General features: G+C 68.7%; 14 protein-coding genes, 1 tRNA gene and 1 other RNA gene. 9 read left to right on the top strand and 7 right to left on the bottom strand.

The annotated features are described in order from the left end of the window. Both IG99_RS38415 and ffs read right to left on the bottom strand, forming a co-directional pair. The coding region (locus IG99_RS38415; protein WP_037682629.1) for a DNA polymerase III subunit gamma and tau at positions 1-1472 on the bottom strand (1472 nt) is incomplete at its 3' end. A gap of 44 nt (positions 1473-1516) precedes the next feature. Further along, positions 1517-1611, bottom strand: an RNA gene (gene ffs, locus IG99_RS44885) — signal recognition particle sRNA small type. 73 nt (positions 1612-1684) lie between these two features. Here ffs and IG99_RS38410 point away from each other — a divergent pair. Beyond that, positions 1685-1769: transfer RNA gene (locus tag IG99_RS38410), tRNA-Ser, on the top strand. Between the two features lie 616 nt (positions 1770-2385). Here the strand turns inward: IG99_RS38410 and IG99_RS38405 are convergent. Together IG99_RS38405 and IG99_RS38400 are read right to left on the bottom strand one after the other, a co-directional pair. Then, complete coding sequence (locus IG99_RS38405; RefSeq protein WP_158973327.1) at positions 2386-3207, bottom strand: hypothetical protein; 822 nt, start codon at positions 3205-3207, stop codon at positions 2386-2388. A gap of 136 nt (positions 3208-3343) precedes the next feature. Further along, a complete protein-coding gene (locus IG99_RS38400) occupies positions 3344-4639 on the bottom strand; it encodes a HEPN/Toprim-associated domain-containing protein (RefSeq protein ID WP_234312105.1) in 1296 nt (431 codons plus the stop codon). 255 nt (positions 4640-4894) lie between these two features. Between IG99_RS38400 and IG99_RS38395 the strand changes: the two genes are divergently transcribed. Further along, complete coding sequence (locus IG99_RS38395; RefSeq protein WP_234312104.1) at positions 4895-5596, top strand: restriction endonuclease; 702 nt, start codon at positions 4895-4897, stop codon at positions 5594-5596. 141 nt (positions 5597-5737) lie between these two features. Here IG99_RS38395 and IG99_RS38390 read toward each other — a convergent pair whose 3' ends face one another. Both IG99_RS38390 and IG99_RS38385 read right to left on the bottom strand, forming a co-directional pair. Then, a complete protein-coding gene (locus IG99_RS38390) occupies positions 5738-5995 on the bottom strand; it encodes a DUF397 domain-containing protein (RefSeq protein WP_037682625.1) in 258 nt (85 codons plus the stop codon). Next, the gene (locus tag IG99_RS38385) at positions 5992-6873 is read right to left on the bottom strand and encodes a helix-turn-helix domain-containing protein (RefSeq protein ID WP_037682622.1); all 882 of its coding nucleotides are present in this window, start codon (positions 6871-6873) and stop codon (positions 5992-5994) included. The genes IG99_RS38390 and IG99_RS38385 overlap by 4 nt, the downstream gene beginning before the upstream one ends. Before the next feature lie 221 nt (positions 6874-7094). On the opposite strand from IG99_RS38385, the gene IG99_RS38380 reads away from it, so the two are divergent. Both IG99_RS38380 and IG99_RS38375 read left to right on the top strand, forming a co-directional pair. Next, the gene (locus IG99_RS38380; protein WP_037682619.1) at positions 7095-8435 is read left to right on the top strand and encodes a hypothetical protein; all 1341 of its coding nucleotides are present in this window, start codon (positions 7095-7097) and stop codon (positions 8433-8435) included. A 55-nt stretch (positions 8436-8490) separates the two neighbouring features. Next, positions 8491-9195 carry a 2'-5' RNA ligase family protein gene (locus IG99_RS38375; protein WP_037682616.1) on the top strand — a complete coding sequence of 235 codons (705 nt, stop codon included), beginning with the start codon at positions 8491-8493 and terminating at the stop codon, positions 9193-9195. Here IG99_RS38375 and IG99_RS50930 read toward each other — a convergent pair. Beyond that, complete coding sequence (locus tag IG99_RS50930) at positions 9091-9636, bottom strand: ATP-binding protein (protein ID WP_078948167.1); 546 nt, start codon at positions 9634-9636, stop codon at positions 9091-9093. The two genes, IG99_RS38375 and IG99_RS50930, sit on opposite strands and share 105 nt — an antisense overlap. 212 nt (positions 9637-9848) lie before the next feature. Here IG99_RS50930 and IG99_RS38370 point away from each other — a divergent pair, with 212 nt between their 5' ends. The 5 genes from IG99_RS38370 to IG99_RS38355 all read left to right on the top strand — a co-directional run bounded on the left by IG99_RS38370 (position 9849) and on the right by IG99_RS38355 (position 15129). Further along, positions 9849-10256 (top strand): hypothetical protein, encoded by a 408-nt coding sequence (locus IG99_RS38370; RefSeq protein ID WP_234312103.1) that lies wholly within the window; start codon positions 9849-9851, stop codon positions 10254-10256. Positions 10257-10264: 8 nt separating this feature from the next. Further along, positions 10265-10432: a hypothetical protein gene (locus IG99_RS49235; protein WP_199815701.1), complete on the top strand. Its 168-nt coding sequence runs from the start codon at positions 10265-10267 to the stop codon at positions 10430-10432. Between the two features lie 185 nt (positions 10433-10617). Beyond that, positions 10618-10821 carry an FxLD family lanthipeptide gene (locus tag IG99_RS38365; protein ID WP_037682614.1) on the top strand — a complete coding sequence of 68 codons (204 nt, stop codon included), beginning with the start codon at positions 10618-10620 and terminating at the stop codon, positions 10819-10821. A 79-nt stretch (positions 10822-10900) separates the two neighbouring features. Beyond that, positions 10901-13954, top strand: coding sequence for a lantibiotic dehydratase (locus IG99_RS38360; RefSeq protein ID WP_037682612.1), 3054 nt, complete (start codon positions 10901-10903; stop codon positions 13952-13954). Continuing rightward, positions 13954-15129: a lanthionine synthetase C family protein gene (locus IG99_RS38355; protein ID WP_037682644.1), complete on the top strand. Its 1176-nt coding sequence runs from the start codon at positions 13954-13956 to the stop codon at positions 15127-15129. The genes IG99_RS38360 and IG99_RS38355 overlap by 1 nt, the downstream gene beginning before the upstream one ends. The last annotated feature ends 36 nt before the right edge of the window (positions 15130-15165 follow it).

Genomic DNA, 15165 nt, shown 5'->3' with positions numbered 1-15165 from the left:
GCGGGGGCGGGCGTGTGGGTGGGGGTGGGAGCCGAAGGCTGGGCCGGTGTTCCGGGCGCCCCCGGCGTGCCGGCCGAGGCCGGTCCCGAAGCACGCACCGCGGCCCGGGCGGCGGCCGCACCGCCCCCCGGCGGGATGGGCGCGGCGGCGGCAGGCGCACCCCCCTGCGCCGGACCACCGCCGTGCGGCGCGGGACCACCCTGCGCCGCCGCTCCGCCCTGCGCCCCCGCTCCGCCCTGCGCCGCCGCTCCTCCGTGCGCCTCGGGGCCGGGGACGTACCCCATGGCGGGCATCGCGCCGCCCGCCGAGAAGTTCACGCCGCGCTCCAGGCGGTCGAGGCGGGCCATGACGGACCGTTCGTCGCCGTAGGTGGCGGGCAGCAGCACGCGCGCGCAGATCAGCTCGAGCTGGAGGCGGGGCGAGTTGGCTCCCCGCATCTCGGTGAGACCCTCGTTGACCAGGTCGGCGGCGCGGCTGAGCTCGGCGGCGCCGAAGACGCCGGCCTGGGCCTGCATCCGTTCCAGCACGTCGGCCGGGGCGTCGATGAGTCCTTTCTCCACCGCGTCCGGGACGGCGGCGATGATCACCAGGTCGCGCAGTCGCTCCAGCAGGTCGGCCACGAACCGCCGGGGGTCGTTGCCACCTTCGATGACACGGTCGACGACCTCGAAGGCGGCGGATCCGTCACCGGTGGCGAAGGCCTCCACGACGGAGTCGAGCAGAGACCCGTCGGTGTACCCGAGCAGCGAGGTCGCCATGGCATACGTCACACCGTCCTCGGCCGCGCCGGCGAGGAGCTGGTCCATGACGGACATGGAGTCACGCACGGACCCGGCACCGGACCGCACGACGAGCGGCAGCACACCCTCCTCGACGGGGATGTCCTCCTTCTGGCACACCTCGCCGAGGTAGTCCCGCAGGGTGCCCGGGGGCACGAGCCGGAAGGGGTAGTGGTGGGTCCGGGACCGGATGGTCCCGATGACCTTCTCGGGCTCGGTCGTGGCGAAGATGAACTTGAGATGCTCCGGCGGCTCCTCGACGACCTTCAGCAGCGCGTTGAAGCCGGCCGACGTGACCATGTGGGCCTCGTCGATGATGTAGATCTTGTAGCGGCTGCGGGCGGGCCCGAAGAAGGCCTTTTCCCGCAGGTCACGGGCGTCGTCCACACCACCGTGAGAGGCCGCGTCGATCTCGATGACATCGATGGAACCGGGCCCGTTGCGCGCGAGGTCCTTGCAGGACTCGCACTCGCCGCACGGAGTCGGCGTGGGACCTTGCTCGCAGTTCAGGCAGCGGGCGAGGATGCGGGCGCTGGTCGTCTTGCCACAACCGCGCGGACCGCTGAACAGGTACGCGTGATTGACCCGGTTGTTCCGCAGCGCCTGCTGCAGCGGGTCAGTGACATGCTCCTGCCCGATGACCTCGGCGAACGACTCCGGGCGATAGCGGCGGTACAGCGCGAGAGACGACACGCCTACGAGGTTATAGGCGCCCACTGACAAAGCGGACCGCGCACGCAAACGCCCCCCACGCACCCGCCAGAGCCAACCTACCCTTGCTGCCTTCCGGCCCTGGGGGAGTTCAGTCAGATAGCGCCGCGTGAGGGGCTCCGCACAGGTTACCTGATGTCGGGGGCCGCGAACGAGTTCGCGAGCACTCCTCTCGGTCATGTAATGTTTCCGGCGGAGGATTCGCCTAGAGGCCTAGGGCGCACGCTTGGAAAGCGTGTTGGGGGCAACCCCTCACGAGTTCGAATCTCGTATCCTCCGCACCCGCCCACCAGGGCAAACGAAGGCTCCGACCGGATCTCGGTCGGAGCCTTCGTCGTGCCGTGGTTGCAGTTTTGGTTGCAGTTCCCGGTTACGGCCCGTTGAGGACCGCCCGGCACACGCGGCAGTACATCGCCGCGTACCGCCCGTACCTGCGCATCAGCTGGCCGCACACGGCCCCAGCTCCCACATCGGGCATCCCAGCGCGGCGGAGGCGGCGGCCCGCTCGACTGGCGTGATCCGCATCGGACCACCAGAGCCCCCGCACGGGCGTGCGCGGGAACGGTGATGCCACCAGTCGGCCGGCCGTGGTCGCGGATGGGCCGGGCGTCGCTGACGAACCAGGCTTCTTCTCCTGCCCGGCAGGTGCGGTCGATCTGCTGCTCGGCGAAGGTGATCACGTGGTCGTCCTCTCGGCCGAGGCTGGGGGAAGAGGCGTCCGTTCGCCGACGATCTCCTCCCACAGCGTGCGGTTGTCCGCCGGCTTGTGGGCGCTGTTTGGAACTGACCACTGACCGTCTGCAGGCGAAGCTATAGGCCGGGCATAGCTCTTTATCGCGTCTCAGCCATCGGCGACGCAGTCGGCCGGGGCTGCTTCAACAGATTGACAGTCGGATCAGAGTCCAGCGTGCTGAAGCAGCCTTCGGACGATGCTGGTGATGATCAGCATCCTGAAGCGCGCCTCGTCTGCGTTGGATCGGCCAGGGTGGGGCCCATCGGGGTGCGAGATGTCCCAGGCCCCCTGCAGGAGTCGGCCCCACTTTGCGGGTACGACCTTCTTCTGGTCGACCATGAAGTTGATGGCGTTGCCGCCCGAGGTGCCCGTGTAGCCGTACTTCTGCGCGACTCGAAAGGTCACGTCTTCGAGCATCGGGCGGAGGGCGCCGTTGCTGGCCTCGTAGTTGTGATGGTTGAGGTTGTCGACAGCCTGCTTGTAGTGGTTGAGGGCGACCTCAAAGCCGGCGGCGCCGAGTTGCGCCTCCAGACCGCTGATCTCCTTGGCCATCTCGACGCCCGGCGCTTCAGTCGGACGGATGTGATAGACGACGGGCCCCTTGCGGATTTCGATCCAGCTGTCGAGGTCGGCCTCCTTCTGGATGTTCGGGTCGTCCCACTGGAGGTCGTAGCCGTCTGCAAGAAGGGCGTCCTTGAGCTGGAACAGCAAAGTCTCTGGACCCAGTTCGTCGGGGTGCCGGAAGCCGCTCGTCTGCTCCTTGGCGAACGCAAGCAGGCCGCGGTGGGCGTCCTTGTCGCCCTTCTGCGCCGCTCGCCGGGCGTCCATCAAGACCGTCTGGACGAGCCTCTCTTTGGAGGATGCCTCGGTGATGAACCGGTCCAGGTTGGCGGCGAGCAAGCTCGTGTGGATCTCCTTCGCCGTTCGCGTGACAGCGATCTTGATCAGGACGGCCAGAGTGGGACTCGAGAGGGTCTGCATCACAGCGAGACATCCTCGGTGACCGACCACCGTTCCGTCCTGTGGTTTCTGAGATCAGCGCTCGGGCTCGTCGGAGACGGAGAGGCCCGGCCTGCGTCCTCGGTCGCAGTCAGCCGTGCCCGCTCACCGCCTCGGGTGGTCATTCGGGGTCAGGCACTGCCAGGTTCACGAGCCTCTCAGCAAGGCGTCGCATCGGGTCCCAGTCACTCCCAAGGGGGTCCTCCCCAGCTTCGGCGGATCGGAGCATCTCCTTGATGCGCCTCTGGACGTGGGGTTTGTTGACGAGCTCCCCTTGGCGATCGTTCATCGCATCGTTGCGGCCCCTCCATCGGACCGGGACCAGCTTCCCGTCTGTTCCAAGAAGGCAATTCTGTCCGAAGTAGAACTCCACGGAACATGCACGACCTGCCACGTCGTCGACGGAAGCCCCTGAGGGGCCTTCGGTCGGATAGGCATGTGCATAGTCGAGGTCGGGCAGCCTGCAGACTGCGTAATGTTCAGGCAGAGGAGTGCTGGCAAGCAGCTTTTCAGCTTGCCGACCTGCCGTGTCGTCGTCCAAGATCCCGATCACCCGGTTCATGACGCCGGCCGCCGCGAAACTTCTCATGTTTTTGACGACCTGATCGACGCCACCAGCGGCCTTCATCGTTTCGATGTCCCAGAATTTGAAGTATCCGGCGATTTCGGGACGGACGAGTCTGAGCGCCCGAGGTATGACCTGGGCGTCAAACTTGCCTTCGGTGATCACGATGATGGGGCCTGTGTTCGCTGTGAGTGAGCTCAACTCTCGGATGGCCTGGGCAGACAGGTCTTCAGAGCTGTTGCAATAGTCGGCCGCCAGAAGGTCCGACAGGTCCATCGTCACTGTGTTCTGCGGATCCTGGCCATGCAGGATGGCTGCAAGGAGGAACCTCGGATCATCCGAGTCGTCGTCAAAATGGTATGCCAACGCCTCTAGGCAGTTCAGCTCCACCAGGTCGAGATGCTTGTCGTTGAATCCGTAGCGGGTGCAAGCCTTGATATGGGCTTTGAGTCCGTTATCGACGACCTGCTCGGGAGACATCTGATGAGGTGTTTGCTCGGTGATCTGGTTCCCAAATACAAGGAGGATCTCTTCTGCTTCCCCGTTCTCTTTGAGGTTCGATCTGCGGATCTCTGCCATCGAGCGCCTGCTGGCCTCGGGCGTGAAGCCCATGAGCTTCAGTCGGGCAAGGACGGTTGCGACTGTGGTGCGGTAGCCAAAACGGTCAAACGTGTCGACGTCATCGTCCAACTCGATGAGCGTTGCAAGTTCCTGAAGCTCTGGCGGGATCTCTTCGCCCAAGGGAACGCTGTTGAGCTGGTCGACGGCTTGAGCCCAGTCGTCCTGCATGTACTTGTCTTCTTCTTGGAAGATGGCCATGAGCCGCGACGGAAACTTGTTCTTGCCGAACATGACCTGCCGCTCCCCCAGCAACAGCCGCCATCTGTCCCCCACGAGCGTCTCCGTTTCAGTGCCGGCAACGAGCCATGGTGATGATGCCAAGGATGGGGTCGATGCGAGTCATCGGCTTCGGTGCCGACCAAGCTGACGTCGACCGGCAATCGGCGAGACCTTCAGGATCCGGACATGGCCAACTCGCGCCCTTCTCGCGCTGCCTCGGGCTGATCAGACTGCCGTACACGGACCTGTGGAGGAGGAGTTTCGAGCGTGGCTGGGCGTAGACGGGGTGCGGCTGCTCGCAGGCGGCGGGCGGCGCGGCTGAAGGCGGTGGCGGCCGGCGGTGGTCTGGTGCTGGTCCTGCTGGTGGTGTTCTGGTCGGCCGTGTGGCCGTACATCACGGGCGCACTGGTCCTCGGCGGCGCCGGAGCGGCGGCCTGGTGGCTGTGGCGTACGGACCGGCTCGTGCGCGGGCGGGACCGTCTCTGGCGGCAGGAAGAGGCGGTGAAGGCCGGTCACCGGACGCTCGCCGAGGTGGACGCGATGACCGGCACCGAGTTCGAGGACCTGGTCGCAAGCCTGTGCCGACGGGACGGCTGCACGCAGGTGCGGCGGGTGGGCGGTGCGAACGACAACGGCGCCGACGTCGTCGGCCGCCTTCCGGACGGCCGGAGCATGGTGATCCAGTGCAAGCGCTACGCGCCGAGCAGCACGATCGCGAGTCGCGAGCTACGCGATCTGCTGGGTGCCAAGGTGCACTTCGGGGCCGACCTGGCGGTGTTCGTGACGACCACGCGCTTCAGCCGCCCCTCCGAGCGGTTCGCCGTGCAGCACGGCATCCTCGCGGTGCACCGCGACCACCTCGCCCTGTGGAACAACGGAGCCTCCCTGCTCTCCCTGAGTGAGGTGAACGGCCGCGGCCAGGGAGACTCCCGGCACCGAGCGCGCTGGAAGCGCGCGTACGGGAGATGACCGGCTTCGCGGGTGCGCGAGACCGGCCATGTCGGACGTTTCGCAGCGCGGCCTCAGTCAGCGCCACGCCGGTCGTGAGACCCGAGACGCCTACGCCTACGACGGCGACACGTCTCTCTCCTCTACGCCCCAGCTCTCTGCTCAGCCCAGGTGCTCACCGATTGCTCCGCTGGCGATTCCGCCAACCAGCGCGCGCATCGCCGTCCTCGGGAAGAGCAACGGTCCACGGCTGATGTCCTTTGAGTCGCGCACTGCGGCGTGTTTGCCCAGGACAGCGACTTCCAAGCAGTCGTTCGCACCCCCGCTGTACGAACTCTTCCGCCAACGCGCGCGTGCGAGGTCGACGTCGTGCCGGGCTGCGGTGACGTCGTGCGGGGCGGCCATGCGGGGCGTGCTCACTCTTCGAGCTCCTTGCTGATGCGTGCGATGCGGGTGCGGGTCTCCGATGGGTCGAGGGCGCTGTACCTCAACTGATCGAAGATATCCGTGTAGTTGTCCACGTCCTCCGGGGACTCGAGATACACGGAGTTCTTGGGATTCTCCAGCCACACCAGGTCCGGCGTGGGGTGCGGGAACGTCAGGATGACGAATGGGCCGTACAGCCCCGGATGCGCGCCGAGCGAGAACGGCAGCAGCTGCACGGTGACGTTCGACCGCTCGCTCGCCTCCACCAGCTTCCGCACTTGGTCGCGCATCACTTCGGCGGAGCCGACCGTCCTGCGCAGCACGGCTTCGTCGAGGATCGCCCAGAGCCTGGCGGGGGCCTCACCGCCCAGGCGGCTGTTCTGCCGCTCCATGCGGACCCTGACCAAGGACTCGACCTGCGGCGGGGACAGGTCCTTCCTCATCTGGGAGATCACGGCACGCGCGTAGTCCTCGGTCTGGAGCAGTCCCGGCACGAGCATTGGCTGGTAGCTGGCGAGGTGCGTCGCGCCGGCCTCCAGCGCGAGGTACCCGTCGTAGCGGGTCGGGGTGAGCACTGTCGAGTACTTCCGCCACCAGGGCTTCTGTTGCTCCTTGTCCGCTCGCACGAGGTCGAGCACGTCAGCGCGCCGGTCCTCGTCTTTGACGCCGTACAGGTCCAGCAGTGCCCGGACGAGGACCGGCGTCGTGCCGCGTTCGCCGTTCTCGATGCGGCTTAGCGACCCCTGGTTGACCTCCAGTTGGTCGGCGACCTCGATGAGGGTGAGCCCGGTCGCATCACGCAGTTCCTTCAGCCGTGCCGCGAGCTGTCGCCGGTACACCGACTGCGGGACCAGGCTTCTCTTCAAGGCCATGCCGGAAGTCTCTCCGTACCGGCGACACCTCTACAACCCATACGGGTCAACTTCACCAGACATATTGCCTAGTTGATGGTTGCGTCGGCATCCTGTCAGAAGTCGCGGCGCGCGTTGGTACGGGCGTGCGCCGCAGCCGACCGATGGGCGAGCAGGCCCCGACCTCGCTACCGGCACGCGCCTTCGCGTCGGTCCTGCACGCCGTACCAGGAGGGTGGGCCATGCCACGGACAACGCTGCTTCGGCAGCTGCTCCAGCAACGGCACCTGACGACGCACGAGGCTTTCGCCGCCCAGTACGAGCGGGCCGCCGCCCGGCTGGCAGAGCTCGACCGAGACCCCCGCCTGGCGTCCCTCCAGGTCTCTTCACGCCAGTTCGACCGCTGGTACGGCGGGGAGTTGCTGACTCTGCCCCGTCCTGACGCCTGCCGAGTTCTGGAGCACATGCTGGGCAGACCCGTGTCCGAGCTGTTCTCCACGGCGTACGACGGCGACTCCGCGCACGACCGCGACGAGGGGTCGAGCACGGGCCAGCAGGCGACGAGTGCGCCTCCGCCACGCGAGGACGACGAGAACCCACTGGACATCGTCACTCGGACCCGGCAGCTCACGGCCAGCAACGCCGACGACGCGACGCTCGCCTTCCTCGACTCCTCGCTGGAGGGCATCGCCAGCCGGTACGAAGAGGACGGGCCGTACGTCCTCCGTCCCCAGGCCCGCCAGGTGCGGCAGCTCGCCCACACCCTCCTTGACGGCCGCCAGCCCCCACGCACGCGCCGGGAGCTCTTCCGCGTCGCCGCCCGTGCCTCCGGCCTGCTCGGATACATGGCGGTGAACACGGGCGACTTCGCGCTCTCGGAGGCGTACTGCACCGAAGCCCGGGATCTCAGCCGTGAGATCGGCGACCTGGACACCGACCTCTGGGCGTGCGGCACCCTCTCCTTCAGCCTCTACTACGCCGGCCGGTACGACGAGGCGGACGCTTGCGCGGCCGCGGCCGTCGAGCGAGCCCCGCGCCACGCCCAGTCCATCCGCCTGCTCGCCAACGGCCGGGCCCGGGCCCTCGGCAAGACCGGCGACCGGCGTGCCGTCGAGCAGACCATCGGACAGGCACTCCGCCTCTCCGACCTCCACGAGGTACCCGTCGGGCTGACCTCCTGCATCTCCTTCGAGCCGTACGGACGGGCCCGGACGCTGGCCAACGCCGTCACGTCACACGTCGCGCTGCGCAACACGGCCCAGGTACTGCGCGACGCCGAGCACATCGACGACCTGGTGGAGCACTCGACCTCCTCCTGGAGCCGTTCGCTCGTACGCCTCGACGTCGCCACCGCGCTGCTGCAGCAGCGCACGCCCGACATCGACGAGGCGATGGCGCTGGGCCGTGAGGCACTGCGGCTGTGCGGAGACACACCGATCAGCTCCGTCTACCAACGCTCCCGTGACCTGCATGAGCAGGCCGGGCCGTGGCGTGATCACTCGGCGGTACGCGATTATGGCGACGAGTTCCGGACCTGGAGCTCGCAGCCAGCGGCCCTGGCCATGGCGTCATCCGCGTCGTAGGCGCCATGGGTGTCGTCGTATTCCGGGGCAGTGTGAAGCCGAAGGAGTACGTCGGGTGCACCTGCTCAGCGCCGATCCCGCCGCCTTCCCCGCCGAGCCCCCCGCCGACACGCACGACCCGGCGGTCACCGCGGCCCACGACTGGGCGGCGTTCAGCGCACTCGACGAGATGACCGACCACTGGGCACGCCCAGGCTGGTCGGACGGCAGCCGGGCGTACTACTGGATGCTGACCTTCCCAGATGATCAGCGGCTCGCTGCTCTCGCCGGGCACTGCCAGGAGGAGCTGGCGCCCCTCGGCCTCGACCCGGTGCCGACGGACGGCTTGCACATCACCCTCGCCCGAGTCGGAACGCCGGGCGTCGTCACCCCCGGCCAGCTGGACAGCTTGGCACGGGACGCCGAGGCGCTGCTGCCCTCCGCGTTCTCCGTACACGCCATGCCGCTGGCCGGCTCCCGCGGCGCTGTCCGGCTATCCCTCGGACCCTGGGAACCCCTGCTCCGGCTGCACCACGCGCTGGCCAAGGCGGGAAGCAGCGTCGATCTGGCCCCGAAGAAGCCGACGTCCGCGTTCCGGCCGCACCTGAGCCTCGCGTACAACAACCGCCGGCGCCCCGCCGCGCCCGTTGTGGAGACGGTCTCAGGACTTCGCGCTCTACCGGCTGTCGAACTCTCCGTGTCCGCCGTCCAGTTGGTGGAACTCCGCCGTGAAAGGCGGACGTACCGCTGGGATGTGCGGAGGAACGTCACGCTCGGGTAGCCCGCTGGCGCCCAAGGCGAGAACCACGACCACTTCCTTGCCGATCGCGGTCTGCCGGACGGACCACGCGGAGGCCAACTCCGCGACGAGCAGCAGTCCGAGACCACTGCCCGTCAACTCATCCACCGACTCCTCCGCAGAGCGTGCCCGGACCCTGGAGACATCCCGTCCTGCGTCATGGACTCGTAGTACCGCCACGTCCCGGTAGACCTCCACACACATGCAGTCCGGTCCGCCGACTGTGTGCCTGAGCGCATTGCCCACGAGCTCCGAGGCGATCAGAACGGCGTCGTCGACCCGCTCCGGCGCGGCACGACCATCAAGGAACTCTCGTACGTGTCTGCGCGCGAGGCCCGAAGGCTCGGTGCAATCGGCCAGCTTCACCCAATGACGCCGTACTGGCGTCCGCCTGCAGAGGCGCTCTTCGTCCACCGCGTCCATCGCCGCTTCTCGTTTCCGCTTGGCACTGGACCGATCAGCCTCGCCACGCGTGAGCTGCGGCGGTACGCCGCGGCTCCGCCTCCTTGCGCGCCGCCGGACGGCGGACGAACGGCGTGCTGACGGCGTACCGCCGCCGACTGCCCCCGGCGAGGCTCTTCGTCGAGGCGCCGGACCCTTGGCGTCTCGGTTCACCTGGCTGGAGGTAACGCGGAATGAGCGGCAGTGCGAGGCAGACCGCACCACACGAGGTGCCCCCGGGCACGCACCTGGTGTTGTACGCCTGTCTGCCCGCGTCACTCGGTGAGGCCGCCGACCACAGTGTGGCCAGCGCACGGCGGTACGTGGCCGATGCCGGCTGGGAGGCGGTCGAGACGTTCGTCGACCGGGCGGCACCGTTCGAGAGCCGCGCCCTGTGCGAGGGCTGGCACAACGCTTTGGCCGCGGTCGAGCAGGGGAAGGCGGCCGGGATCGTCACCCCTCTGCTCGTGATGCTGGGGCATCTGGAGGAGGACAGGGCGAACCTCGCTGCCTGGCAGGCTCGCACCGGAGCGCTGATCACGACCCCGTGGGCGGTCGTCGATGCCGCAGGCGCCACGGTCGCACGGCGGTCGGCGGCGTGATGGCCCGGATGCGGCAACGGTTGCTCCTGCAGATGCTCGGCCAGGTCGGATGGGTGCTGCGGCATCCGGCTACGTACATCGGTCGGTTCGGCTTCGGCACCTTCCAGGTGCTGTTCCTGCCCGTCCTGGTGACCGGCACAACCTTGACCACGCTCTACGCGGGCCAGTCCCGGTAGCCCCGGCCCGTGTCCTCGACCCCTCTCTCCGGATGCTCCGAATCCATGTCCCCCACGGAATCCGGTCAACCGGAGAGGGGCCGCACCCAAGGTGCGAACGCAGAAACCCGGCCTTGCGGCAATCCATACGCAGGCCGGGCAGCACGACGAACCGTTCGGATCCTTCCGACAGAAGAGGAAGTGCGATGACCGCAACCATGCTCAGCCCGATCACGACGGCCACCACCGGGGCGTCCGCTGCGACGGCCGTCCCCGAGGCGCCCGCTGACCCGTTCGACGTCGACCTGACCATCGTCACGGAGGTCGGTGCCGATCTGCTCCCCAAGGCGTGCGGTACCGGTGACGGGTGTGCGCCGTCCTGTGCCTCTTCCTGCGCGAGCGCCGTCTGACGGCGGCTCGTGCTCGGGGTCGGGGGCGGTGCCGCTCCCGACCCCGCTCGTTCACAGCACTGATGGCGGAGGCATGGGGATGGGAAGCGACGGAAAGCTCTACCAGCACACGGGCGCGGCGCTGCTGCGGGCCGCCGCGATGCCGCTGACGGGTCTGCCGACATGGTGGCCTGATTCGTCCGACACGGAGGCGTGCGGCAGGTGGCTGAAGCAGGTGTGGGCCGATGCGCGGTTCTCGGACGCCGTACGGCAGGCGAGCGGTGATCTCGCCTCTCGGGTCGACGCGATCTGCGCCGGGCAGCCGACACGCTCCAAGCAGGTCCGGCGCGCCGCCATGGCCACCGGCCGCTACTTGTTGCGCGCCACCGGACGACCGACCCCGTTCGGCCTCTTCGCGGGAGTCACCGCGGCCAGCGTGGGTTCGACGCCACACGTGAGGTGGGGAGACGCACACCAGGCCGTGGCGCGGGTGGATACCGAGTGGCTGGACGACGTCATCGTCCGCCTGGAGGCGTGCCCGACCCTGCTGGAGCGCCTGGATGTCGTCCTCAACAACCTGGCGGCGCGCCGCGGCGGGCGGCTGCATGTCCCGCACGGCGGACCGATGGGGGCCACCGTCCGGCGCACCAGTGCGGTACGCGTGATCGAGCGCCTCGCGGGCGGGTCGGTCCGCTTCGCCGCCCTCGCCGAGCAGTTGGCCGCCTCCTTCCCTCAAACTGAGCCGCAGAACATCCGCACACTGCTCGGCGCGCTGGTGCGCGAGAAATTCCTGATCACCAATTTGCGCGCGCCGATGACCAACACCGATCCGCTGTCCCACCTGATTGACCGGCTGCACGGCGCGGACGCGGGCACGATGCCGGAGGTCGCGCCGGTTCTGCACGAGCTGGAAGCGGTGCAACGCGCCGTACACGAGCACAACCGGCGCCCGGCGAGCACGCAAGGGCTGGCTCGGGAGGAACTCACGGGGCGGCTACGTCGGCTCTCCGACGCGGGCCGAAGCCCCTTGGCCGTCGACCTGAGGCTGGATGCCGAAGTACGGATCCCCGAGAGCGTCGCGCAGGAGATGGAGAGAGCTGCCGATGCTCTGCTGCGGCTCACCCGCCGACCGACGGGCCAAGGTGTGTGGAAGGAGTACCAGGTCGCGTTCTGGGAACGGTACGGCACCGGCACCCTCGTACCGGTGAAGGAGGTCGTCGACCCAGCGTCCGGGCTCGGCTACCCGGCCGAATACCCGGGCAGCCGCATGACCGCACCGCCCCCAACAGTCTCCGAGCGTGACGAGCGGCTGTTGGCCCTGGCCTGGCAGGCGCTGGCTGACGGCAGCAGGGAGATCGTCCTCACCGACGACCTGATCGACCGCCTGGCCGGCGATGCACCGACCGGGCAGGAGGCACCGCCCCACGTGGAGATGTGCGCGCGTCTGCACGCCGACAGCCTGTCCGCCCTGGAACGCGGGGACTTCACACTCACGGTGACACCAGCCCGCGCCGCAGGCACGCTCACCTCCCGGTTCACTCCGGTCGCCACCGGCACGGGACTCGACGAGGTCTACCGCCAAGCTCCCACGGGCGTCGAGAACGCGCTGACCGCGCAGCTCTCCTTCCCGCCCCTCTATCCGCACACAGAGAACGTCGCCCGCATCCCCGCCTATCTTCCGCACGTGATTCCGTTGGGCGAGCACCGCAGCCTCGACAACAACACCGCGCCGACGGTCATCGACGTCGACGACCTCGCGGTCACAGCCACGCACACCCGGCTGTACCTGGTCAGCATCTCCCGCCGTCGCCTGGTGGACCCGCAGGTCTTCCACGCCATGGCCCTGGACAAGCAACCCCCGCCCCTGGCCAGGTTCCTGGCGCACCTGACCCGTTCCTTCGGCCCTGCCTGGACCAGCTTCGACTGGGGGCCGCACGGCGCACGGCTGCCGTTCCTGCCACGCGTCCGCTACGGGCGCGTGAACCTCTCTCCCAGTCGCTGGAACCTGACCGCTGACGACCTTCCAAGCCGCGGCGCGGACATGCGGGAGTGGACCGACGCCCTCGGCCGGTGGCGGAAGCGGTGGCACTGCCATGGCGCCGTCGAACTGCGGGAGGACGACCGGACACGTCGGCTCCAACTCGACGTGCCCGCCCACGCCACCGTCCTACGCGCCCACCTGGACCGGGAAAACCATGCCGTGCTGACGGAGGCGCCGGCCGAGGAGACCTACGGCTGGATCGGCGGCCACGTCCACGAGATCGCCCTGCCGATGACCAGCACCCGCCGGCCGATACCCGACCCGCTCTCCGGCTTCCTCCCCGTGCTCACCAACAGCACCCTCGGGCCCGTACCGGGCGCGGTCCAGGCACCCTGGCTGAACGCCAAGATCTACAGCCACCCCGAACAGCTCGATGAGCTGATCGGTACCCACCTCGCGCGGCTCGCGGCCCAACTCCCGAGCACACCCGAGTGGTGGTTCGTCCGATACCGCACCCCGAACGACCTCGACCACCTGCGTCTGCGCATCCGCACCCGCAGCCCCGGACAGTACGCCGCCTGCACTGAGCTCGTCGCCGGATGGGCCACCGGGCTGCGCCGCGAGGGGCTCAGCAGCAAGCTCGTGTTCGACACGTACACCCCCGAGATCGGCCGTTACGGCCCAGCCGCCGCCCTGCGCTGTGCCGAGGCGGTGTTCACGGCCGACTCGGCCTACGTCCTCGCCGCCTTGCAGGGCCCCGGAGTCGACGGCGTCGACGGACGTGCGCTGGCCGCGGTCGGCATGGTGGACATCGCCTGCGGCTTGCTCGGCCCCGACGAGGGCATGCGGTGGCTGGCGAACCGGCCCGCGCCTCCGGCTCGCGTCGAGCGAGGCGTCAGCGACCAGGCCATCGAACTCGTTCGCCGCACTACGCCTCGTGCCCGAAGCTGGGGCGAAGAGCTCGCCCAAGCGTGGCACCGTCGCGCCGTGGCCCTGGCGCTGTATCGCGAGCACCTCGCCGAGACCATGGACCTCGACTCCGTCCTGGAATCCTTGCTGCACATGCACCACAACCGCCTTCGTAGCCTGGACCGGGAGGACGAGAGGATCTGCCGCCGCCTTGCCCGTCAGTCCGCCGTCGCGTGGGTTGCCTGGCCGGGGGAGAGCCGCTGATGACCTACGACGCGCCACCCACACCCACCGGGCCGGGCTGGGGCCAGTCGCTGTACTCCGGCGCGGCGGGAGTCGCCCTGCTGCACGCCGTCAGGGCCCACACCGGCGAAGACGACAGGGACGCGCTCCGGCCATGGGCCGCCGCCATGCTCAAGGGCCCGATCCAAGCCGCCGCCGAAGCATGCGGTCTGTACGAGGGCGCCCCGGCCGTCGCGTACGTCCTCACCTTCACGCACACGAACACCGCCACGCGCGCCCTGGCGACCCTGGACACACACCTCGCCGACGTCACACGCCAACGACTCCAGCGGGCACACGCCCGCATCGATCGCGGCGCGTTGCCCACCCTGGGCGAGTACGACCTCATCAGCGGACTGACCGGGCTGGCCGTGTACCACCTGCACCGCGGCCACAAGACGGAACTTCAGGACGTCCTCGCCTACCTGGTGCGGCTGACGGAACCGATCACCATCGAAGCGCAACGTCTGCCCGGCTGGTGGACGGAAGACAGCCCCGATCTGCGACCGACGCCGCGATGGCCCGGCGGACACGGCAACCTCGGCCTCGCCCACGGCATCACCGGACCGCTGGCGCTGCTGGCCACGGCCCTGCGACACGGCCACACGGTGCCCGGACAGACGCAAGCCATCACCCGAATCTGCGACTGGCTTGACCGGTGGCGCAACGGCACCGACTTGGACGCCTGGTGGCCGGACCTGATCACCCGAGCCGAACACCGACGCGGCGAACTCCAGCGCCCAGGACCGAGACGCCCGTCCTGGTGCTATGGCACACCCGGCATCGCCCGCGCCCAGCAACTCGCCGGCCTCGCCCTCGGCGACCGTGACCGGCAACGCCAGGCCGAGCAGGCCCTGGCCGGATGCCTGGCCGACGACCAGCAGCTCGCCCAGCTCACCGACGCCTCCCTCTGTCACGGCTGGGCGGGGCTCATACAGACCGTCTCCCGTGCCGCCGCCGACGCCCTCAACGACGAACTCGCATCGCATCTACGCCGCCTGAACATCCGGCTCGACAAGCACCTGGACCACCACGGACTACCGGACGGTACCGGCCTGATGGACGGCACGGCAGGCATCCACCTGGTCCGTCTCACCGACCCCGCCAACACTGCGATCACCGCCCCCTGGGACCGCTGCCTGCTCCTGACAGGGTGACGCCGCGAACCGCATCCGCACACCAGAACAAATGAG

The sequence above is a fragment of the Streptomyces griseus subsp. griseus genome (genome assembly GCF_000720255.1).
GTDB lineage: Bacteria > Actinomycetota > Actinomycetes > Streptomycetales > Streptomycetaceae > Streptomyces > Streptomyces griseus_I.
Note: the sequence above shows the minus strand (reverse complement) of the source record. Positions and strands in the feature narration are given on the sequence as shown.